Below are 22131 nucleotides of genomic sequence, written 5' to 3'. Positions count from 1 at the left end.
TGCCAATGAAGGCCCTGTATAAAGCCGGCCCCCACGCCGGATTCGAGCTCGTCGAACGGCCCGAACCCGCAGCAGGCCCGGCTGACGTGAAGATCCGGGTCATGACCACCGGAATCTGCGGCACGGATCTGCACATCCAGTCCTGGGACGCCTGGGCGCAGGGGATCATCGAAGCCCCCCTGATTGCCGGCCACGAGTTCTACGGCGAAGTGGTTGAAGTGGGCGAGGACGTCCGGGAGGTCAAGGTCGGGGACAGGGTCTCCGGCGAAGGCCACGTGGTCTGCGGCATCTGCCGGAACTGCCGTGCCGGACGCCGCCAGATGTGCATCCACACGGTCAGCGTGGGAGTCCAGCGCGATGGCGCCTTTGCCGAATACGTCGTGATCCCCGAAACCAATGTCTGGGTCCACCATGATCCCTCCGTCACGCCCGAACTCGGTGCCATCTTCGACCCCTTCGGAAATGCCGTCCACACAGCACTCAGCTTCCCGCTGGTGGGCGAGGACGTGCTCATCACCGGCGCAGGCCCCATCGGCCTCATGGCCATCGCCGTGGCCCGCCACGCCGGAGCGCGGAAGATCGTCATCACGGACGTGTCCCGGCCGCGGCTGGACCTGGCACGGCAACTCGGAGCCGATCTCGCCATCGACGTCTCCACCACCCGGGTGCGCGACGCCCAACGTGAGCTGGGCATGCGCGAAGGCTTCGACGTCGGAATGGAAATGTCTGGCCACCCCTCGGCCCTGCCTGAGATGATCGACAACATGAACCACGGCGGCCGGATCGCCATGCTGGGCCTGCCCAGCCAGGAGATCACCATCGACTGGGGCAAAGTGGTCACCCACATGCTCACGCTCAAGGGCATCTACGGCCGCGAAATGTACGAAACCTGGTACGCCATGAGCGCCATGCTCTCCTCCAACCCGGTGCTGCACGCCGGTATCTCCGCCGTGGTGACGGACACGCTGCCCGCCACGGAATGGGAAAAAGGCTTCGAGATCGCCCGCAGCGGCGTGGGCGGCAAAGTTGTCCTCGACTGGACCCGACTGTAAGGAACCCCATGTACACCTCCCTCAAGGACCAGCTGCGCGAAGAACTGGACGGGATCCGCACCGCGGGACTGTACAAGACCGAACGCAGCATCAGCTCGCCCCAGTCCAGCCACATCACCGCCGGGCAGATTGGCGGCCCCGGAGCCGACGTGCTCAATTTCTGCGCCAACAACTACCTGGGCCTGGCTGACCACCCGGACATCATCAGCACCGCCAAGGCCGCCATGGATGAGCGCGGCTTCGGCATGGCCAGCGTCCGGTTCATCTGCGGCACCCAGGACCTGCACCTGGAGCTGGAAGCCAAGGTCTCCGCGTTCCTGGGCACCGAGGACACCATCCTGTTCTCCAGCTGCTTCGACGCCAACGGCGGCGTGTTCGAGTCCCTGCTGGGACCGGACGACGCCGTGATCTCCGACGCGCTCAACCACGCCTCCATCATCGACGGCATCCGCCTCTGCAAGGCCCGCCGCTACCGCTACGCCAACCAGGACATGGCCGAACTCGAGGCGCGCCTGCAGGAGGCACAGGACGCCCGCCGGACACTGATCGTCACTGACGGCGTGTTCTCCATGGACGGCTACCTGGCCCCGCTTGAGGCCATCTGCGACCTCGCCGAAAAGTACGGCGCCATGGTCATGGTGGACGACTCCCACGCAGTGGGCTTCATGGGCGCCACCGGGGCCGGGACTCCCGAGCACGCCGGTGTCTCCGACCGGGTGGACATCTACACCGGCACCTTCGGCAAGGCCCTGGGCGGAGCGTCCGGCGGGTACGTCTCCGGACGCGGGGAGATCGTGGCCATGCTGCGCCAGAAGGCGCGGCCCTACCTGTTCTCCAATTCCCTGGCTCCCGCCATTGTTGCCGCGACCCTCAAGGCGCTTGACCTGGTGCAGAACTCGGCCGACCTTCGCCGCCGCCTGTTCGAAAACGCCGGGCTGTTCCGCCGCCGGATGACCGAGGAGGGCTTCGACCTGCTTCCCGGCGAGCACGCCATTGTCCCGGTCATGTTTGGCGACGCCGTCATGGCGGCCAAGGTGGCGGACCGGATGCTGCAGCACGGCGTCTTCGTCACTGCCTTCAGTTTCCCGGTGGTTCCGCGCGGTGCCGCCAGGATCCGGGTGCAGCTCTCCGCTGCGCACTCAGCGGACGACGTCGAAGCGTGCGTAGGTGCCTTCGTCGCCAGCCGGGCCGAGGCAGCAGCCTGACGGGACTCCCCGACGGCGGGGTTTCAGTTCGCAGGAACTCTGTCAGGATGGACGAATGGCAGCACACTACGATGTCCTGATTGTGGGCGGCGGCATCGCCGGCCTGTCCCTGGCGTCCGCCCTCGCCGGCCGCTGCAGCGTTGCGCTGGTGGAGGCGGAGCAGGAACTGGCGTACCACACGTCCTCCCGCTCCGCCCGCCAGCTGATCCCCAGCTACGGGCCTCCCGTGGTGCAGGAGCTTACCGTCCGGACCCTTGAGTTGCTCGCAGCCCGCGACGCAGAATCGCCCGAACCCGTCCTGACGCAGCGCAGTTTCATGCTGGTGGGCTCTGCGGAGGATGTCGCCGCGGAGGCCAGCGGGCACATGCAGTCCATTGCCGTGGACCGTGCCCTTGAGCTGTGCCCTGCGCTGGTCCCGGGAACCTTTGAAGCCGCCGGACTGGATACCGGCTCCTTTGGCTGCAACGCGCCGCTGCTGCTGGAGGACCACCGCAAGCGGGCGCTCGCCGCCGGAGCCGACATCATCACCGGTGCCCGCGTTCATTCGGCACAACGGCTGGGTTCCGGGTGGCAGGTGGGTGCCGGTGCAGAGGGTTTTGAGGCCGGGGTGCTGGTCAATGCGGCAGGCGCCTGGGCGGACGAACTGGCGGTGCTTAGCGGCGTCGAGAAGCTGGGACTCCAGCCGTACCGGCGCACTGCGGCGATTGCCGCCGTCGACCATCCCTTGCCTGCCGCCACCCCCATGGTGGCAGCGGCGGACAACACGTTCTATTTCCGGCCGGACGGGCAGGACGTGCTGATTTCTCCCTCGGAGACTGTGCCCAGCGGGCCCGAAGATGCGCGCCCGCGTCCCGGCGATGTGGAACGCCTGGTGGAAAAGCTCAATGCATTCACCAGCCTGGGGATCAGCGGCATCCGACGGGCATGGACGGGCCTGCGCACGGAAGCCGCGGACGGGGTGCCGGTGGCCGGGTTCGACGCAGAGGCTGCCGGGTTCTACTGGCTGGCAGGGCAGGGCGGCTATGGCTTCCAGACCTCTGCCGCGATGGCCGAGTTGGCAGCGGGGCAGATTCTTGCCGCGCTGCACTCTTCCGGCGGTGCCGCCCCCGCCGATGGGGCTGCCGACGGTCCGGAATCCCGGACAGCACAGGCCCTGGCAGCCACACGCTGGTCCATCCGACGCTGAAGAATGATTCCATGAGCACCCTGATCACCAACATCGCCGAGCTGATGACGCAGGACCTGGAACACCGGGTCTTGAAGGACGCGGCGGTGGTGGTCGAGGGCGAACGGATCTCCTGGATTGGGGCAGCGGCCGATGCTCCCGCCGCGGATGACGCGGTCGATGCCGGCGGCCGGGCCATGCTGCCGGGGTGGGTGGACTCGCACAGCCACCTGCTGTTTGCCGGGGACCGCACCGCAGAATTCGAGGCACGGATGGCGGGGGAGGCCTACGCCGCCGGCGGCATCGCCGTCACCATGAACGCCACGCGTGCCACGTCCGATTTCGACCTCACCCGCCTGGCCATGGGGCGGGTGGCCGAGGCCGTATCCCAGGGCACCACTTACCTGGAAACCAAGACCGGCTATGGACTGGACGTTGAGCATGAGGCCCGGAGCGCGCGCATTGCCTCCACCATCGCGGACCAGGTGACCTACCTCGGCGCGCACCTGGTGCCTGCCGGGCAGGATCCGGAGGCTTATACGGACCTGGTCTGCGGGCCGATGCTCGCCGCGGTCCGCCCGTACGTCCAGTGGGCTGACGTCTTCTGCGAGGAGGGCGCGTTCAACGCGGAGCAGTCACACCGTGTGCTGGTGGCCTGCCGTGACGCCGGGCTGGGGCTGCGCGTGCACGGCAACCAGCTCGGTGAAGGCCCCGGTGTGCAGCTCGCCGTGGAGCTGGGCGCGGCCAGCGTGGACCACGTCAATTACCTTGCAGCGCAGGATGTGAAAGCGCTGGCAGCGTCCTGGTCGGGCTGGGACCCTGCCGTGGGGACGGGGGAGCGGGGCACTGTTGCCACCTGCCTTCCTGCCTGCGACCTGTCCACCCGCCAGCCGTTGGCCCCCGCCCGCGAACTCCTCGACGCCGGTGTGCAGGTGGCCTTGGCATCCAATTGCAACCCGGGCACGTCGTACACCAGTTCCATGGCTTTCTGCGTGACGACGGCCGTGCTCCAGATGCGCCTCAGCGTGCACGAGGCTGTCCGTGCCGCCACCTACGGCGGCGCGCTGGCGTTGCACAAGGAAGCCGGGCGGGATGCCGACGGCGAACGCGCCGTGGGGTCCATCGCCGTCGGACACCGGGCCGACCTGCACCTGCTGAACGCGCCGTCTGCTACGCATCTCGCTTACCGGCCGGGGATGCCGCTGACGTACGCTGTGTGGCGGGCCGGAACCCGGGAACGGTAATCACAGGCGCCGCTTTGATTGTTCCTGATTGTTTCCCTAGGGTTATAATCAGGAAACGTCATCAGGAGTGGTGGCTGATGGATCGAAAGGCCCGCTTGTATGACGCGCACCGACCGGCTGACGGCGATTCTTGACCTGCTGGCCAAGACCGGGCAGGTGGAGGTTGACGAGATCGTCAGCACCCTCAACGTTTCCCCTGCCACGGCCCGGCGCGACCTGGACAGCCTTGCCAAGCGACGCCTGCTGACGCGGACCCGCGGCGGCGCCACCACCGGCGCCCTCGCATACGACCTGCCCGGACGTTACAACCGCGACGACCATGCCGAAGCCAAGGAACAGATCGCGCAGTGTGCCTCTGCCTTGATCCGGCCGGGTGCGGTGATCGGTCTCTGCGGTGGCACCACCAGCACCGCCCTTGCGCAGATCCTGGCCACCCGCGAGGACCTGAACGCACCCTCCAACCAGCCCACCCTCACCGTGGTGACGAATGCCATCAACATTGCCGGCCAACTGGCGGTCCGGCCCAACATCAAGGTGATGGTGACCGGCGGCATCCTGAACCCGCGGTCGTACGAGCTCGTGGGCCCTTACACGGACATCATCATGCAGAAGGTGGTGCTGGACATCGCCTTCATCGGTGTCAACGGCATCGACCCAGAAGTGGGACCCACCAACACGGGGGAGGGGGAAGCCTCTGTCAACGCCTTGCTGGCTTCCCGCGCCAGGGTGTCCTACGTCCTGGCTGATTCCTCCAAAGTTGGCGTGCGGGCTTTTGCCACCATGGACGGCTATGACTTCACCCGGCTGATCACCGATTCCGGCATTTCTGCGCGCGACAAGGCAGCGTTCGAAGCCAACGGCACGGAAGTGATCGTCGCACCCGCCTAAACCCCTTGGGCGGTGCGCGGCCCGCGTACCGTGCTGTCCAACATCTGCAGCTCCATCAGGCCGGATCCAGAAACTGAAGGCAAGATGGGAACATGCTGGTTCCCTCCCGCCGTCGACTGCGGCTCGAAGTCTGGATCGTCCTGGGCCTGTCCCTGGGCCAGTCCGCTGTCTACTCCGTGGTGCAGCTGCTCGACAAGATGACCCGCGCCCCGCTGGCCGAGGGCACCTCCACCCTGAACCGGTCGCAAAGCACCCGCGAGTACTTCGACCTCACCTACCAGCTGCTGGACATCATCTTTGCGCTGGTTCCAGTACTGCTGGTTCTCTACTTCCTCACCGACCAGCGGCAGGCTTCGCCCGGCAACGCACGCAACTCCGGTTCGGCATTCCAAAAGCTCGGATTCAACTTCGCCCGGCCCGGGAGGGACCTCCTGCAGGGCGTCGGGCTCGCCGCGCTGATTGGCATACCGTCCCTGGGGCTTTACGCGGCCGGCCGGGCCCTCGGCATCACCACCGCCATCATTCCCAGTGCACTGGACTCGTATTGGTGGACTGTTCCGGTCCTGATCCTGTCGGCGATGCGCCATGCGGTGCTCGAGGAAGTCATTGTGGTGGGCTACCTCCTGGACCGCTTCGGCAAATTCGGCTGGAGCACGCCACTGGCCATCGCCGTGAGTTCCGTGCTGCGCGGCAGCTACCACCTCTACCAGGGCTTCGGGCCCTTCATTGGAAACGCGGTGATGGGGGTGGTCTTCGCCTGGCTCTACACCCGCACCAAGCGCGTCATGCCGTTGGTCATCGCCCACGCGCTGCTGGACATCGTGGCATTCGTCGGCTTCAGCCTCTTCGGTAAGGCCGTGGGGCTGGGATAGTGGCGCCGAGGCTTCGCTGCAAGGGGTAGAGGTTACCTGCACGGCACAAGTGCTGTGTCCCCGCAATGCCCAACACCACCCACATTCACATGCCCAGCAGCAGCTGCCAGTCCGCCTGCGGGTCAGCGGGCAGCTCGAAAAACTTTGCATGGAACTCATCCCACAAGGGATCAGTGGGGCAAAGCTCGCTGGGGTCCACCATGTTCTCACCTGGCGGTTCTTCGACAGGCGGATCTGGCCACTCCGGCATCCCCGCAAGGAACTCTTGCCACAACGGATCCTCCGATAGGTGCGGCCCGCGCCGTGGTGGCGCCGTAGCCAGTGGAACGGGGTCGCTAAGCCGGGCAGTGTCATCAAGTCCAGCCCTGGATCCGGGCCGAGCTGACGCGTCGACGGGCGCCGCAACAGCATCCATCGGCAAGCTTCCCGATGGCCACTGGGCCGGTTCGGGGTCGGGGTGTTCTGGGTTGTAGTGCCTGCCTGTGGGTGAGGTCCAGCCGGGTGGTTCATTCTTGTTGGCCGGATCTGGCGTCCATCTGGTGTGGTGTTTGAGCCGGTGGTGTTTGGGTCAGAGCTGGGCCAAGTTACTGGTTCCAGTGGTGCCGCCGTGTTCCCACGCTTGTAGGTGGTCGGTTTCGTTGTCGGGGGTGCGGTTGGTGCAGCCCCGGAAGGTGCACTTGGTATCGCGCATCCTGATCCACCGTTTGATGGCTTCGGTGAGCCGGTAGTTTTTCCGGCCGATTTCCAGTGGTGCGCCGTCGCGTGGGTCGATGAGGACCCGGTAGAAGGAGTCCGCCCCGTCGGCGACGAGTTTGCGGGCCATGGATGCCGGGATCGGCCCGAAACCATCAAGCATGGCGGGTTCGTCGGTGGCTCCGAGGAGGGCGAAGACGGGCACTGTGACCAGGACGTCGGCCCGCGGGGTGGGGACCTGCCCGACCGCCGAGGGATTCCCGGTTTGTGTAGTGTTCCCAGTACCGAGGAGCAGGGATGCGGCGATGTCGGGGCGGAGTTGGGTAAGGGTGCGGGGTTCGTCGGGGCCTTGGAGTCCGCGGGCGGTTGCGGTGGTGCGGTTCCAGATGGCGCAGGCGGTGTCCCCGGGGAGGTAGNCGCGCGGTGGCCGTGGTGCGGTTCCAGATGGCGCAGGCGGTGTCCCCGGGGAGGTAGAGGGAGACCCAGGCCATGCCGTCCTTGTCGGGGGTGTATTCCATCCGCCGGTCGGCCACCCCCATCACATGGCGTTTCTCGATCGATTCTGGATGGTGGCGTTCCCGCCAGCCACGGACCTTGGCTCGGAACCGGGACGGTGCGAGCTCGCCGGGGGTGGCGCCGCGGGCGGGCTGGGGTGCGTCAGGGTCGAAGAAGTGCGCCGCCAGCGACGCCGCGCCCTCAGTGGTGAGGACTTCGGTTTCGTCGGCAATGATGCGGGCGTGCTGCCAGGACATGTCCCCGGCGGACAGTGCATCGAACACCAGCGGCAGGGAGCAGATCCGGCGTGAGTGCTCCACCAAAGCGCCCGCGGCCGCGGAGCTGATGGTCAGCACCCCGGCGATCTCCTCCACCACCGACATGTCCGCGTAAGTGCGGTCCTGGACAGTGGCGTCCGGCGGCGTCATCGCCTGCTGGAAGGCAACGGCTTCGGCAGTATCCAGCGCCTTCATCGCGGCGAGCTGCGCCTCCAGCCGGGCCGCAACCTCCAGCCGTTCCAGCCGGATCTCATACCGCCGTTGAAGCACGTCAACACGGGAACCAATGCCGGCGCCGGCAGCCAGGGAAGTATCTTCGAAATCAAGCGCATCGAGAGCAGCAACAGAGGAACGAACACCCTCCAAAGCCACCTCAACACCACCGCTGATTCCCATAGCCACATCATGCAACGAGGCACTGACATTCAAAGTGTGCGCGGTTCATGCTGGCGTCCCTCATAACGGCGCAGGGGGCAGCTTCTTAAATTAATTCGGCCGCCATTGGGTGGTGACGCCGTTGTCACCACCCAATGGCGGCCGAAGTTTGCCCGGGCACAACCCGGGGACCTCCCCGAAGAAATCCGGGGAGGAACGGGGGAGGGTCAGATGGTGACGGCTCCGTTGGAGGTTTCAAAGGTGACCGAGAGGATGCCCGGGGTTCCGTGCGGGGCGACCCACTCCACCGCAACGTCCTCGAGCGGCTTCTCCACCGGCTCACCCAGCCACTCGGTGACGCGCGAGGCGGAACCGGCGATGGTCAGGCAGCTCATCTTGAGGTTGCTCTCGTACGCGTGGGACGGGTGGAGCGAGGGATCGCCCTCCCACTTGAGCATGTACGGCACCTGGGGATCGGCGATGAGGCCCAGGATGCCAATCTGCTTCCAGACCAGTTCGCGGCCGTCCGGGAACTTGCGGTTGCCGTTCACGGCGGCGCGGCCCAGGCGTTCCTCGAAGGGGGCGAGGTCGTCCACTTCGACGCACCAGCCCATCCATCCGCCACCAGCAGCGGAGCGGGCACGTACTGCCTGTCCGAACGGTGCCTTGTCCGATGCCGGGTGGTCCAGGACCTCAACGACTTCGAGGTACTTGTGGCCGGCGAGCGGGATGATCATATTCCGGGTTCCGAAGCGGGGGTGTACGCCACCCTTCACTGCCTCAACGCCGAGGGCAGTTGCAATACGTTCGGTAGTGGCCGCGAGGCCATCGTGTTCACAGGCGTAAGAGACGTGATCCATGCGCATGCGAACATCTTGGCACTTTGTGATCAGGCTCTCAGCTAAGGGTACCCTTACTAGCATTTGTGGCGCCCGGCGCCCCCGTTATTCAGCCGAGACAGTGGCCGGAAGACCATGTTCGTCACAATGCTGTCCACGGCAACCGTCCGGTTCCTAGACTGGGCCCAGGTCATGAGTGCCAGCGCCAAGCCCCGGCTCGCTGGCCGGCAACCCTCCATCCGCGGTGGGGTGCCCCGGGTGAAGACCTGGCTCTTCGGCAACAGCCGGGAGCAAGCGCGGCCCGTACTGCCGGTGAGCATGCCGGGCCCATGTCAAAGGAGATTTGGATGTCCAACGGATGGTCCTTCGAAACCCGCCAGATCCATGCAGGCCAGGCGGCGGACAGCGCCACGGGTGCCCGCGCCCTGCCCATCTACCAGACCACGTCATTCGTGTTTCCCAGCGCTGAAAGCGCCGCCAACCGTTTTGCCCTGGCTGAACTTGCGCCCATCTATACCCGCATCGGCAATCCCACCCAGGACGCCGTCGAGCAACGGATTGCCAGCCTCGAAGGAGGCCTGGCCGCGCTGCTGCTGAGCTCCGGGCAGGCCGCCGAAACCTTCGCTGTCCTGAACATCGCCGAGGCAGGGGACCACATCGTGGCCAGCCCCAGCCTTTACGGCGGAACCTACAACCTGTTCGCGCACACGCTGAAGAAGTTCGGCATCTCGGTGACCTTCGTGGCCGATCCGGACAACCTGGACCAGTGGCGCGATGCCGTGCAGCCCAACACCAAGCTCTTCTTCGGTGAAGTGGTCTCCAACCCGCGCCAGGATGTCCTGGACATCGAAGGCATCTCCGAGGTGGCCCACCAGGCCGGAGTTCCTCTCATCGTGGACAACACCTTGTCCACCCCTTACCTGATCCGCCCGCTGGAGTGGGGTGCGGATATTGTCCTGCACTCGGCCACCAAGTACCTGGGCGGCCACGGCTCGGCCATTGCCGGAGTCATCGTCGATTCCGGCAAGTTCGATTTCGGCAAGGATCCGGAACGGTTCCCCGGCTTCAACACCCCGGACCCCACCTACAACGGCCTGGTCTACGCCCGCGATCTCGGTGAAGGCGGCGCACTCGGCGCCAATCTCTCCTACATCCTCAAGGCCCGTGTGCAGTTGCTGCGCGACCTCGGCTCAGCCGTCTCGCCCTTCAACGCGTTCCTGATTTCCCAGGGCCTGGAGACGTTGAGTCTGCGGGTGGAGCGCCACGTTGCGAACGCCACGGAAGTGGCGCGCTGGCTGGAGGCAAGGGACGACGTCGAATCCGTCGCCTACGCGGGGCTGCCCTCCAGCCCCTGGTACGAGCGTGGCCGCAAGTACGGACCCAAGGGGACGGGCGCCGTCGTGGCCTTCAACCTGGCCGGCGGGGCAGAGGCGGGCAAGCGCTTCGTCGACGCCCTGGAGCTGCATTCCCACGTGGCCAACATCGGCGACGTCCGCTCCCTGGTCATCCACCCCGCGTCCACCACGCACAGCCAGCTCTCGCCGGAGCAGCAGGTTGTGGCCGGCGTGCACCCGGGCCTGGTCCGGCTTTCCGTTGGCCTGGAGCACATCGACGACATCCTGGCCGACCTGGAGGCAGGGTTCCGGGCAGCCAAGGGCGCCGACGCGTAGCCCCAAACGCGAGCGTCGCAGCATGTGCCGGCCGGCAAACCGGGAAGTCACAACCAGTCATACTCTTGGCCTGGAGTGGGGGGTGTTTCGTACACTCGAACCAGGTCATGAGTGCCAGTGACAGCCCCGGCTTGCTGGCCGGCAACCCTCCATCCGCGGTGGGGTGCCCCGGGTGAGGACCTGGCCTGCCGGTCAGACGACGGCAGGCAAGCGCGTAGAAGAGGTCTTGCCATGACGGTTACCGTCGCCCGAACCACCATCCCCCAACACGGAATCGTCCGTTACGCCTCCATCGGGGGACTGGAACTCGAAGCCGGGGGATACCTCCCGGACGTCACCCTGGCCTACGAAACCTGGGGGACGCTCAACGCGGACGCCAGCAACGCCATCCTGATCGAGCATGCGCTGACCGGCAGCACCCACGTGACCCGCGGCGACACCGACGAAGAAGGCTGGTGGGAACAGCTGGCCGGCCCCGGCGCTCCCGTGGACACGGACCGCTTCTTCGTGGTGTCCATCAATATCGTTGGCGGCTGCTACGGATCTACCGGCCCGTCATCGCCCGCGCCGGACGGAAAGCCCTGGGGCTCCAGGTTTCCCCTCGTCACACTGCGCGACAGCACCGTTGCCGAGGCAAGGCTCGCGGACCAGCTGGGCATCAAGAGCTGGTTCGCCGTCCTCGGCGGATCCATGGGCGGCGCCCGCGCCCTGGAATGGGCGGTGACGTACCCGGAAAGGGTGCAGCGCTGCGCGGTGATCTCCGTGGGAGCCGCCAGTACTGCCGAACAGATTGCCTTCGCGCAGGCCCAGACGCTGGCCATCCGGCAGGACCCCAATTTCAACGGCGGGGACTACTACGGCGGTCCGTGCCCGGAAGACGGGCTGGCGCTCGCCCGGCGCATCGCCCACATCACCTACCGGTCGGCTGCCGAACTGGAAGGCCGCTTCGGCCGGGCACCCCAGGCGCCCGAGTCGCCCCTGCAGGGGGAAGTTCTTGCCTCCCGCGGCCGCTACCAGGTGGAAAGCTACCTGGACCACCAGGGCAACAAGCTGGTGAAGCGCTTCGATGCCAACAGCTATATCGCCCTGACCGAGGCACTGATGAGCCACGATGTGTGCCGGGGACGGGGAACCTTGACCGAAACCCTCGCCGCCTCTACGGCACGGTTCTTCGTGGCCGCCGTCGACTCGGACCGGCTCTATTTTCCGTCGCAGTCCCACGAACTGGCCCAGGCGCTGCCCGGGGACGTGGACGTCCATGTCATCCAGGCACCGATCGGGCACGACGGGTTCCTCACCGAGATCGGGCAGTTGGGCGGCCGGCTGCGGAGCAGCTTCCTGGTCTAGGCGCCGCCTGGCGCGCAGCCCTTAATGTGCATTCCTGCAGATGCGTTCTGCACTAATCGGCGTTGAGGTTGCGCCGCAGGCAGACCATACTCATCGAATCCGGCTTTCGTGGTGTGCATCACACCCGTCTGCCATTGACTGGTCCCCGTGGTGTCGACGACGACGCCGAAGGAGTTCGCATGAGTACGGAAAGCTCCGCCGCAAGGCGTATAGAGGAAACCGACGTCAAGGCCTCAGGCCTGAAGAAAGTGGTGACGGCCTCCATGGCCGGCACGGTCGTGGAATGGTACGAGTTCTTCCTCTACGCATCGGCCGCCACCCTGGTGTTCGGGAAGGCCTTCTTCCCCAACGCCGGCACGGAACTGGACGGCATCATCGCTGCCTTCCTCACCTATGCCGTCGGTTTCGTCGCACGCCCTATTGGCGGCATTGTCTTTGGCCACTTCGGCGATAAGTTCGGCCGCAAGCAGCTGCTGCAGCTGAGCATCATCCTGGTGGGGGTCTCCACCTTCCTCATGGGCTGCCTGCCCACCTTCGGACAGATCGGCTACTGGGCGCCCGCGCTGCTGGTCTTCCTGCGGTTCGCCCAGGGCTTTGCCGTGGGCGGGGAGTGGGGCGGCGCCGTGCTCCTCGTGGCAGAGCACAGCCCCAGCAAGTCACGCGGCTTCTGGGCCAGCTGGCCGCAATCGGCAGTGCCGCTGGGCAACCTGCTGGCCACGGCCGTGCTGTTCGTCCTCTCCTCCACGCTGACGCAGGACGCGTTCCTGGGCTGGGGCTGGCGCGTGGCGTTCTGGCTCTCCGCCGTGATCGTCATCATCGGTTACTACATCCGCACCAAGGTCAACGACGCTCCCATCTTCCTGGAGGCCCGCAAAGAGGTGGACGCCGGCCACAAGGGCTACGGCGTAGCCGAGGTGTTCCGGCGCTACCCGCGCGGCGTCTTCACCGCCATGGGCCTGCGCTTCGCGGAAAACATCCTCTACTACCTGGTGGTCACGTTCTCCATCACCTACCTGAAGACGGTGGTGCAGGCTGACACCACGCGGATCCTGCTGCTGCTGCTCCTTGCGCACGCCGTCCACTTCGCCGTCGTGCCCATGGTGGGCAAGCTGTCGGACCGCTTCGGCCGCAAGCCCGTCTACATGGCCGGCGCCATCATGGGTGCCACCTGGGGCTTCTTTGCCTTCCCCATGATGGACACCAAGAACGATGTCATCATCCTGGCGGCCATCATGATCGGCCTGGTGTTCCACGCCTTCATGTATGCCGGGCAGCCCGCCATCATGGCGGAAATGTTCCCCACCCGGATGCGGTATTCCGGCGTCTCCCTGGGATACCAAGTGACGTCCATCGTGGCGGGCTCACTGGCGCCGATCATCGCCGCGTCCCTGCTGGGTACCTACAAGTCCTCCGTCCCGGTGGCGGTGTACCTGCTCATCGCGTGTGCCATCACCGCCGTCGCGGTCTTCTTCCTGAAGGAAACCCGGGGCATCTCGCTGCACGACGTTGACGCGGCCGACGCCAAGGGCACGGCAGACCTGCTCGCTGCCAGCAAGAAGTAGGCCCATGAAAGCCGCCGTCCTCTATTCCACCGTTCCCGCCCCGGCCAGCGCCGAGGGAAAACAGAGCTACGCCGAGTCCCGGCCCCTGCTGGTGCAGGAGCTGGAGCAGCCGGAGCCGCGCGCCGGTGAGCTCGGAGTCTCCATCACCTACTCAAGCCTGTGCCATTCGGACCTGTCCGTCGTGGACGGTTCACGCGTCCGGCCCCTTCCCATGGCCCTGGGACACGAGGCCGTGGGGCGGGTGGTGTCCGTGGGCGACGGCGTCTCCGACGTATCCGTGGGGGACCATGTGGTTCTGGTGTTCGTGCCCAGCTGCGGCCAGTGCCGGGCCTGCCTTTCCGGCAGGCCCGCGCTCTGCCACCGGGCAGCTGAGGTGAATGGATCCGGAGACCTGCTCCATGGTCCGGCACTGTTGCGTACGCCGGCGGGGGAGCGGATCAACCACCACCTGGGCGTTTCCGCCTTCGCTGACTACGCGGTGGTTGCGCGGGAATCAGTGGTGGTGATTGACGACGACGTCCCGGACACCGTGGCGGCGATGTTTGGTTGCGCCGTGCTCACCGGAATGGGAGCGGTGTTCAACACCGCCGCAGTCGGCCCCGGCCAGTCCGTGGCAGTGTTCGGCCTGGGGGCGGTGGGCCTGTCCGCCGTGATGGCGGCCCGCCTGGCCGGGGCCACGAGCGTCATCGCCATCGACCCCAACCAGGGGAAGCACCAGCTGGCCCGCGACGCCGGGGCCACCGCGGTAGGGATGCCGGAGGACGCGGGGCGGCTGATTGAGGAAGCAGCCGGCGACGGAGTCGACGTCGCCATCGAAGCGGTGGGCTCAGCCGGTGTCATCGCATCCTGCCTGGAGCGGGTCACCAGGGGTGGCGCGGTGGTCTCCGTGGGCCTGCCCCACCCCTCCGCAGAGTTGACGGTCCCGGCCCTGCAGTTTGCCGGGGCCGGCAAGCGGCTGCTGGGCTCCTACATGGGCGACGCCGTTCCAGCGCGGGACATCCCCAGGTACCTCGGGTACTGGCGGGAGGGCAAACTGCCGGTTGAGCTGCTGCACACCGACACCCGGCCACTCAGCGAGATCAACGAGGGCCTTGATGCGCTCGCAGCGGGACAGGTAGTGCGGCGGCTCTTCCGGGCCTGAACCGTCAGGCAGGTTCTTCACCCGGCCCGGTTCCTCACCCGGCGAGCAGCAACGAGCGCTCCTTCACCTCGTCCTTCAGGGCCGCGATCACGGCCTGCACCCGCGCTGACCGGAGCGACTCCGGCCGTGCAACGGCCCAGATGGGCAGCTGGCGCTCAAAATCACCTGGCAGGACGGGGACGAAATCTTCACGGTCTCCCACCATGAAGTTCGGCAGCAGCCCAATGCCGGCGCCCTGGCGCACCGCCTCCACCTGGGCGAACACGCTCGTGGCCTGGAAGCTTGTCCTGGGCGTCGGAAGCTGTGATGACCAGCGGGGCCCAAGCTCCGCCACTTGGAGCGCAGACTCCACGTAAGAGACAAACGCGTGCTGCCCCACGTCGTCGAGCGTTTCCGGCAGGCCGTGCTGCGCGGCATAGCCGGGGCTGGCGTAGAGGCGCAGGTAGTAGTTGCTCAGGAAGATGGTCTGCGCGGTGCTGACGTCGGCCCGGCCCACCACGATCTCCAGGTCCACCCCTGACCGGTTCTGGCTGACTTTCCGGGTGGCGCTCAGCATTTCGATGTTCAGCTGCGGGTTTTGCTGCTGGAGCCGCACCAGCGACGGGGTGACGAATACGGCTCCAACTCCGTCGGTGGTGGCGACCCGGACCAGGCCGGCAAGGGCACTCTGGTCCTGGCTGATCAGGCCCGACAACGAGCCAAGGGTGCTTTCGATCGCCTCCGCCGCCTCCACTGCGGCCGCACCAAGCTTCGTCAATTCCCAGCCGTGCGGGCTGCGCTCCAGGGTGCGCCCGCCCAACTGTTTGTCCAGGGCGAGGATCCGGCGGGAAATAGTGGTGTGTGTGGTGCCCAGGGTCTCGGCCACCGCATTGAACCGGCCCAGGCGCGCCACGGTCAGCAGGATGAGCAGGTCGTCGGGGCTGGGCAACCGTCTCGAATCCACGGGCGGCCTTCCTCTTGTGTGCATCAATGCACAGAGCGTCTGTAATTTTTCCCCTTGATTGCACTCTAGCAGGGTGTGATCGTAGACACAGACATGCCGGCAGTAACGCCGGAATGGAAGCAAAGGAGCTTACGCATGGCAGTTATCGGATGGATCGGCCTGGGCAACATGGGCGGCCACATGTCGGTGAACCTGGTGAAGGCCGGGCACGATGTGCGCGGCTTCGACCTTAACCCCGCGGCACTGGCAGCCGCCGAGGCAGGCGGCGTCAAGCGTGCAGCCAGCATCGCCGAAGCGGTGGACGGCGCGGACGCCGTGTTCACCATGCTGCCCAAGGGTGAACACGCCCGCGCCGTCTACCTTGGGGAGGACGGTGTTCTGAAGCATGCGGATACCCGCACGCTGCTCATCGACTCCTCCACCATCGACATCGCCTCCGCGCAGGAACTGCACGACGCCGCTGCTGCCGCCGGCTTCCGCTTCGTGGACGCCCCGGTGTCCGGCGGAATGAGCGGCGCCGAGGCCGGAACCCTGACGTTCATGGTGGGCGGTGAAGAGGGTGCCGTCAAAGACGCCTCGGGCTACATCGGGCCCATGTCCGGAAATATCATTCCCACGGGTGGCCCCACCACGGGCCAGGCAGCCAAGATCTGCAACAACCTGATGCTCTTCATCAACCTCGCCTCCACCGCGGAGGGTGCTGTCCTGGCTGACCGGCTGGGCCTGGACAAGCAGGTCTTCTGGAACATCGCCTCGGTCTCGTCGGGGGACTCCTGGGCGCTGCGGACCTGGTACCCGGTCCCCGGCGTGGTTCCCACCGCGGCCTCCAACAACGACTTCGCACCGACGTTCACCACCGAGCTCGCGAACAAGGACATCGGCCTGGCCATCAGCGCCGCCGAGGACACCGGCACGCCGCTGGAAATTGGCAAACATGTGCAGCAGCTCTTCCAGCGGCTTATCGACGCCGGTGATGCGGGCAAGGACTGCTCCATGATCATCAAGCTCGTGGACGGCTCGCTCCAGCCCGCCGACGGGACGCCGTCCAACTAACCGCGCCGTCCAACGCAGACACGCAGTCCAACCAACCACGCCGCAAGAACCGCAGGAAAAGAGACACCCTTGGAAACCATTCCGCACTACATCAACGGCGCCCGCGTCACCGATGCCGACCGCTTCGGTCCGGTCTTCAATCCCGCCACCGGCCAGCAGGAGAAGCAGGTGGCGCTCGCCTCGGCGGCACGGACAGAGGAAGCCATCGCCGCAGCCCGCGCCGCGCTGCCGGCCTGGCGGGCCACCAGCCTGGCCAAGCGCACCACCATCTTCTTCAAGGTCCGCGAGATCCTCACCGAGCGAAAGTCCGAGCTCGCGGCGATCCTCACCAGCGAGCACGGCAAGGTCCTCTCCGACGCCGAAGGTGAAATTGCCCGCGGCCTGGAGAACATCGACTTCGCCACAGGCCTGTCCCACATGCTCAAAGGCGAACGCTCGGAGCAGGTCTCCAGCGGCATCGACGTGCACTCCGTCCGCCAGCCGGTGGGCGTGGTGGCGTGCATTACCCCGTTCAACTTCCCGGCCATGGTGCCGCTGTGGATGATCGGGAGCGCCCTGGCGTGCGGCAACACGGTGCTGCTGAAGCCCAGTGAGAAGGATCCGTCGGCGGCCGTCTTCATCGCAGAGGCCTTCGCCGAGGCGGGCCTGCCGGCCGGGGTCCTGAACGTGGTCCAGGGGAACAAGGAAGCGGTCGACGTCCTGCTCGAGCACCCTGAGGTGAAGGCAGTCAGCTTCGTGGGCTCCACCCCCGTGGCCCAGTCCATCTACAAGCGGGCAGCTGAGCACGGCAAGCGGGTGCAGGCCCTGGGCGGCGCGAAGAACCACATGGTGGTGCTTCCCGACGCCGACCTGGACATGGCTGCCGACGCGGCGGTTTCCGCCGCCTACGGTTCCGCCGGTGAACGCTGCATGGCCGTCAGCGTCCTGGTGGCCGTGGGCAACATCGCCGACGACCTGGTGAAGGCGATATCCAGCCGCATGGCAGACCTGAAGATCGGTGCGGGAACCGACCCCGCCTCGCAGATGGGTCCCCTGATCACCGCGGAGCACCGCGACCGGGTGGCATCTTACGTTTCAGGTGCCGAAGGCGAAGGGGCCACCGTAGTGGTGGACGGCCGCTCCCAGCAGTTCGACTCCGACGGGTTCTTCATTGGGGTCAGCCTGGTGGACCACGTCAAGCCGGGCATGAAGGTGTACGACGACGAGATTTTCGGCCCCGTCCTGTCCGTGGTCCGGGTCGATACCTACAGCGACGCGGTGCAGCTGGTCAATGACAACCAGTTCGGCAACGGCACGGCCATCTTCACCCGCGACGGCGGGGCGGCGCGGCAGTTCGAGTTCGACGTTGAGGCAGGCATGGTGGGCGTCAACGTCCCCATCCCGGTCCCGGTGGGCACGTTCTCGTTCGGCGGCTGGAAGAACTCGCTGTTCGGCGACACCCACATGTACGGGCCCGACAGCATCCGGTTCTACACCCGCGGCAAAGTGGTGACCACCCGCTGGCCGGACCCCTCCACCTCCGTGATCGACCTGGGCTTCCCGCAAGTGGACTAGGCAAGTGGATTAAGCACCACCACCTGGCACGCGGATTAAACAACACCAGACCGGGTTAAGAAACAACAGGCCGGGGACCGTCATTCGGTCCCCGGCCTGTTGTGTGCAGGGGCTGCTAAGCACCAGGGCGGCTAGCCGTTCATGATGTCGCCGCGGCGCTTCATGTACTCCTCCATGGACAGCTCACCGTTGCTGTACTGCTGGTCCAGCTCCGCGAGTTTCCGCGCCCGGTATCCTTGCGGGCCTGAGGGTGGCGGGGGAGTGGCGGGTCCGGAAGACTGCTCCGGTCCCTGCTGCTGGTAGGGCGCTTGGTACGCCTGCTGCTGGTAGGGCGGCTGCTGGGGCTGCTGCTGGAACGGCGGTTCCTGCCCGAAGCCCTGCGACCCAGCGCCGTGACGGGGGTCCGTCATGGGCGGCTGCCCGTACTGGTACGGCACGGGCGGCTGGCCCGGCTGCCCGGGCCGGCCGAAGCCGCCGGAGAAGTAGTCCTGCTGGGTGTACCCGTCCCGCGGCTGGTTGCTCTGCGGCCCGGCGGAACCGGGGAACTGGCCATAGCCCGGGAACTGGTTGGAACCAGGGAACTGGTTCGGACCTGGAAACTGGCCGGGCAAGCCCTGGCCCCGGTCCCGCCGTGCCATGGATCGCCGGTACGCCCGCATGGCCATGGGGACAACGAAGGACAGGATAATGATCCAGAAAAACAAGCTGCTCACGGTGCCGCGCCTCTCGAGTGTTGTCCTTCCAGCCTAACCCCGGAAGCGTTACCGGCGGCTGGGTTCCGAGGTTCCCAACGGACCCTCGCCGGAACCCAACGGGACGCCCGGGCCAAAGATGGGACCCGGCGTCGGCCGCTTTGCCATGACGCCGTCACCCGAGGACTGGCGCCGCAGCCGGCGCAGCACCCACGGCACGAAATATTCGCGTGCCCACACGAAGTCCCCGCTCCGGGCCTCCCGCCACGTGCGCGGCGGCAGAGGCTTGGGCTGCAGCGGTTCCAGCGAATGCTGAACGTTCAGCGCGTCCAGCACCATGGCGGCAATCGTGTGGTGCCCCAAGGGGGAGAAGTGCAGGCGGTCCTGGTCCCACATCTGCGGGTCGCTCAGCTGCCGCAGCGACCACATGTCCGCGATGACCGCGTCATGCCGGGCTGCCACCGTCCGCAGGTTCTCGTTGTAGATGGCCACCTTGCTGCGGATCCTGCCCAGCACGGAGGAACCCGTGTCCGGCCCGTTGAACAGCACCACCGTGGCGCCGCCCATGGACAGGATCTGGACTACGGAGTCGAGTTTCTCGGCCAGGGCATCAGGATCGCCGCCGGGGCGGATGAGATCGTTCCCGCCGGCGGAGAGGGTGACCAGGTCCGGCTTCAGCTCCAGGGCCGGGGCCAGCTGCTGGTCCACGATCTGCTGCAGCAGCCTGCCGCGGACGGCAAGGTTGGCGTATGCGAAATCCGGCTGGGTGCGGCCCAGCTCTTCGGCAACGCGGTCGGCCCAGCCGCGGTGGCCGCCGGGGCTTGAGGGTTCGGGGTCGCCGATGCCCTCGGTAAAGGAGTCGCCCATCGCCACATACCGGGTCCAGGGGTGGGAACCGGGGTGCGCGGACGGGGTCTGGATGGCACTTGCGTCAGTCACGGTCCTATCCTGCCTTCCGTCTTGCTGCCTACGCGAACGTAGGTTGTTACTTTCCGGTAACTGTAAGAATGGAAACCATGACTGACGCCGAAGTATTTCCTGCCCCCGTTGTCCTGTGGTCCCATCCGGAAGACCAGCGCGCCGGCAAGCCGCTGCTGGTGCTGCTCCACGGCTACGGCGCCAATGAGCGGGACCTGCTCAGCCTGGCCGACCTGCTGCCCGGGGACTTCGCCGTAGCGTCGCTGCGGGCGCCGATCGCCATGGGCCCCGGCTTCACCTGGTTCCCGCTGACGGCCTCGATCGAGTACTCGCTGGAACGGGTCAAGAAGGCTTCGGCCTACGTGCTGGAGTGGATCGACACCATCCGGGTGGGGCATCCGTCCGTCACCCTGCTGGGTTTCTCCATGGGCATGGCGATGGCCACCACGCTCCTGCGCCAGCGGCCCACGGACTTCGCCGCCGTCGTCGGACTGTCAGGCTTCGTGGTGGACGCCGGCGATGACCCCACGTTCAAGGACGCCGAGCTGGACGGAACCGTGCCCATGTTCTGGGGCCGGGACCAGCAGGACCCCGTGATCACCCAGGACAAAATCGAGTTCACCATGGGCTGGGTGCGCAAGCACGTCAAGCTCACCAAGGTGCTCTACACCGGCATGTGGCACGGCATCAACCAGCAGGAGATCGGGCACGTGGGGGAGTTCCTCACCCACGAAGTGCTCAACAAATAGGACGTACGACGGCGCGCGGCGGCTTGGGCGTCCCGGGCGCCCGGCCGGCGCCGTCAGTCAGCGTTGGGCGCGACCACCCGGACGCTCTGGCCGTTGACCGTGACGGTGTCTCCGTTGTGCAGCTGGCGGCCACGGCGGTCATCGATCTCGCCGTTGACCTTGACCAGGCCGTTCTTGATGAGCTCAGCGGCCTCCACCCCGTCCTCAACGAGGTTGGCGAGCTTCAGCAGCTGGCCAAGCCGGATCATGCTGTCGCGGATGGGGACGTCCTCAATGGGGTTGCTCATAGAGCAATAATGCCTGAACTAAGGTGGATTCAATGACCTCCCCTTCACGCCTGCCGGCACTTGCAGGCCTGCCCCTGGCCGTGGGTTCCGGCCTGGCCATCCCCGTCCAGGGCCGCATCAACGGGGCGCTGGGCGCCCGCCTCAATGACGGAATCGCCGCGGCAGCCGTGAGCTTCAGCACAGGCCTGCTGGTCATGATCGTCATTTCCCTGGTCCTGCCGCGGGGACGGGCAGGCCTGGCCGCCATCATCCCGGCGGTCCGCAACCGTGCCTTTCCCCGCATCTACGTGGTGGCCGGTGCCATCGGTGCATTGTTCGTCTTTGCCCAGTCCTTCACCGTGGGCATCCTCGGTGTGGCCCTGTTCACCGTGGCCACCGTCACCGGACAGACTGTCAGCGGCCTGCTGGTGGACCGGCTGGGAATCGGGCCGGCTGGAAAAAAATCCGTCACCGGCATCCGCATCATTGGCTGCATCCTGACCATCGCCGCCGTCGCCTGGGCGGTGTCGCCCCGGTTCAGCAGCGGAGGCTCAGGGGACGGGGCCGCCGGGTTGCTGCTTCCCATCCTGCTGCCCGTGGCGGCGGGGTTCCTCATGAGCTTCCAGCAGGCCATGAACGGCACCGCCACCCTCCACTACGGCACTCCCATTGCCGCGACGTTGGTCAACTTCGTGGCCGGCTGCACCGTGCTCTGGGTCGCGTTGGCCGTGAAGCTCGCGGTGGCCGGCCCCGCCAACCCGCTGCCGGGGGAATGGTGGTACTACCTGGGCGGACCCATGGGCTGCGTCTTCATTGGGCTGGGCGCCCTCCTGGTCCGCAGCCTGGGCGTACTGGTCACCGGGCTGGGCATGATCGCGGGCCAACTGCTCGGCTCGCTGGCCCTGGACCTGGCGCTGCCCGCCCCGGGCACCGTCGTGGCGCCGGCCACCGTGCTGGGAACCCTGCTCACGCTCGGCGCCATTGTCCTGGCCACCCTGCCGTGGCCCCGGGGCGCGCTGCGCAGGCAGCGGCCGGTACGCTAGGACACAAGCTTTTCCACGATCTTCCTTCATCCGCCCCGACCCGCTGCCCTGCGCCCCAGGTGCAAGGCAGCGCCGGGCCTGACAACC

The 22131-nt window shown here is 66.7% G+C and carries 19 protein-coding genes, 1 pseudogene and 2 riboswitches; of the genes and pseudogenes, 14 read left to right on the top strand and 6 right to left on the bottom strand.

Features of this window, described 5'->3' with window-relative positions; all coding sequences use genetic code 11:
* Positions 1-5: 5 nt before the first annotated feature.
* From tdh to BACI349Y_RS12855, 6 genes are all read left to right on the top strand, one after another.
* A complete protein-coding gene (gene tdh, locus BACI349Y_RS12880) occupies positions 6-1052 on the top strand; it encodes an L-threonine 3-dehydrogenase (RefSeq protein WP_159632428.1) in 1047 nt (348 codons plus the stop codon).
* Positions 1053-1060: 8 nt separating this feature from the next.
* Positions 1061-2257 (top strand): glycine C-acetyltransferase, encoded by a 1197-nt coding sequence (locus BACI349Y_RS12875; RefSeq protein ID WP_159632427.1) that lies wholly within the window; start codon positions 1061-1063, stop codon positions 2255-2257.
* Between the two features lie 55 nt (positions 2258-2312).
* Positions 2313-3443: an NAD(P)/FAD-dependent oxidoreductase gene (locus tag BACI349Y_RS12870; protein ID WP_159632426.1), complete on the top strand. Its 1131-nt coding sequence runs from the start codon at positions 2313-2315 to the stop codon at positions 3441-3443.
* Positions 3444-3454: 11 nt separating this feature from the next.
* Positions 3455-4666 (top strand): imidazolonepropionase, encoded by a 1212-nt coding sequence (gene hutI, locus BACI349Y_RS12865; protein WP_159632425.1) that lies wholly within the window; start codon positions 3455-3457, stop codon positions 4664-4666.
* Between the two features lie 99 nt (positions 4667-4765).
* On the top strand, positions 4766-5554 hold the full coding sequence (locus tag BACI349Y_RS12860; RefSeq protein WP_159632424.1) for a DeoR/GlpR family DNA-binding transcription regulator: 789 nt from the start codon (positions 4766-4768) through the stop codon (positions 5552-5554).
* A 92-nt stretch (positions 5555-5646) separates the two neighbouring features.
* The gene (locus BACI349Y_RS12855) at positions 5647-6426 is read left to right on the top strand and encodes a CPBP family intramembrane glutamic endopeptidase (protein WP_159632423.1); all 780 of its coding nucleotides are present in this window, start codon (positions 5647-5649) and stop codon (positions 6424-6426) included.
* A gap of 415 nt (positions 6427-6841) precedes the next feature.
* Here the strand turns inward: BACI349Y_RS12855 and BACI349Y_RS20300 are convergent.
* Positions 6842-7535 (bottom strand): annotated as a pseudogene (locus BACI349Y_RS20300) (DUF222 domain-containing protein); the annotation flags it as partial.
* Between the two features lie 959 nt (positions 7536-8494).
* A complete protein-coding gene (locus BACI349Y_RS12845) occupies positions 8495-9133 on the bottom strand; it encodes a VOC family protein (RefSeq protein WP_159632422.1) in 639 nt (212 codons plus the stop codon).
* Positions 9134-9294: 161 nt separating this feature from the next.
* Positions 9295-9409, top strand: a riboswitch (SAM riboswitch).
* 44 nt (positions 9410-9453) lie between these two features.
* On the opposite strand from BACI349Y_RS12845, the gene BACI349Y_RS12840 reads away from it, so the two are divergent.
* The 4 genes from BACI349Y_RS12840 (at position 9454) to BACI349Y_RS12825 (ending at position 14826) form a co-directional block, all read left to right on the top strand.
* A complete protein-coding gene (locus BACI349Y_RS12840) occupies positions 9454-10776 on the top strand; it encodes a bifunctional o-acetylhomoserine/o-acetylserine sulfhydrylase (protein ID WP_159632421.1) in 1323 nt (440 codons plus the stop codon).
* Positions 10777-10879: 103 nt separating this feature from the next.
* Positions 10880-10995: riboswitch (SAM riboswitch) on the top strand.
* A 12-nt stretch (positions 10996-11007) separates the two neighbouring features.
* Entirely contained in the window at positions 11008-12123 is a 1116-nt protein-coding gene (metX, locus tag BACI349Y_RS12835; protein WP_159632420.1) for a homoserine O-acetyltransferase MetX, read from the top strand.
* Positions 12124-12302: 179 nt separating this feature from the next.
* Positions 12303-13685, top strand: a complete 1383-nt coding sequence (locus tag BACI349Y_RS12830) for an MFS transporter (protein WP_159632419.1) — start codon at positions 12303-12305, stop codon at positions 13683-13685.
* Positions 13686-13689: 4 nt separating this feature from the next.
* Positions 13690-14826: an alcohol dehydrogenase catalytic domain-containing protein gene (locus tag BACI349Y_RS12825; protein ID WP_159632418.1), complete on the top strand. Its 1137-nt coding sequence runs from the start codon at positions 13690-13692 to the stop codon at positions 14824-14826.
* A 34-nt stretch (positions 14827-14860) separates the two neighbouring features.
* Here BACI349Y_RS12825 and BACI349Y_RS12820 read toward each other — a convergent pair whose 3' ends face one another.
* Positions 14861-15793 carry a LysR family transcriptional regulator gene (locus BACI349Y_RS12820; protein ID WP_159632417.1) on the bottom strand — a complete coding sequence of 311 codons (933 nt, stop codon included), beginning with the start codon at positions 15791-15793 and terminating at the stop codon, positions 14861-14863.
* A 111-nt stretch (positions 15794-15904) separates the two neighbouring features.
* Here BACI349Y_RS12820 and mmsB point away from each other — a divergent pair, with 111 nt between their 5' ends.
* Together mmsB and BACI349Y_RS12810 are read left to right on the top strand one after the other, a co-directional pair.
* The gene (gene mmsB / locus BACI349Y_RS12815) at positions 15905-16822 is read left to right on the top strand and encodes a 3-hydroxyisobutyrate dehydrogenase (RefSeq protein WP_159632416.1); all 918 of its coding nucleotides are present in this window, start codon (positions 15905-15907) and stop codon (positions 16820-16822) included.
* A gap of 69 nt (positions 16823-16891) precedes the next feature.
* On the top strand, positions 16892-18376 hold the full coding sequence (locus tag BACI349Y_RS12810; protein WP_159632415.1) for a CoA-acylating methylmalonate-semialdehyde dehydrogenase: 1485 nt from the start codon (positions 16892-16894) through the stop codon (positions 18374-18376).
* 131 nt (positions 18377-18507) lie between these two features.
* Here BACI349Y_RS12810 and BACI349Y_RS12805 read toward each other — a convergent pair whose 3' ends face one another.
* Both BACI349Y_RS12805 and BACI349Y_RS12800 read right to left on the bottom strand, forming a co-directional pair.
* Positions 18508-19089, bottom strand: coding sequence for a hypothetical protein (locus BACI349Y_RS12805; protein ID WP_159632414.1), 582 nt, complete (start codon positions 19087-19089; stop codon positions 18508-18510).
* 48 nt (positions 19090-19137) lie between these two features.
* Positions 19138-20007, bottom strand: coding sequence for an SGNH/GDSL hydrolase family protein (locus BACI349Y_RS12800; RefSeq protein ID WP_159632413.1), 870 nt, complete (start codon positions 20005-20007; stop codon positions 19138-19140).
* 77 nt (positions 20008-20084) lie between these two features.
* Here BACI349Y_RS12800 and BACI349Y_RS12795 point away from each other — a divergent pair, with 77 nt between their 5' ends.
* Positions 20085-20735, top strand: a complete 651-nt coding sequence (locus BACI349Y_RS12795) for an alpha/beta hydrolase (protein WP_159632412.1) — start codon at positions 20085-20087, stop codon at positions 20733-20735.
* 53 nt (positions 20736-20788) lie between these two features.
* Here BACI349Y_RS12795 and BACI349Y_RS12790 read toward each other — a convergent pair whose 3' ends face one another.
* A complete protein-coding gene (locus BACI349Y_RS12790) occupies positions 20789-21022 on the bottom strand; it encodes an RNA-binding S4 domain-containing protein (protein WP_159632411.1) in 234 nt (77 codons plus the stop codon).
* 32 nt (positions 21023-21054) lie between these two features.
* Here BACI349Y_RS12790 and BACI349Y_RS12785 point away from each other — a divergent pair, with 32 nt between their 5' ends.
* A complete protein-coding gene (locus BACI349Y_RS12785) occupies positions 21055-22044 on the top strand; it encodes a DMT family transporter (RefSeq protein WP_159632410.1) in 990 nt (329 codons plus the stop codon).
* Positions 22045-22131: the final 87 nt, after the last annotated feature.

Source organism: Arthrobacter sp. 8AJ (assembly GCF_902506025.1).
Taxonomy (GTDB): Bacteria; Actinomycetota; Actinomycetes; order Actinomycetales; family Micrococcaceae; genus Arthrobacter.
Note: the sequence above shows the minus strand (reverse complement) of the source record. Positions and strands in the feature narration are given on the sequence as shown.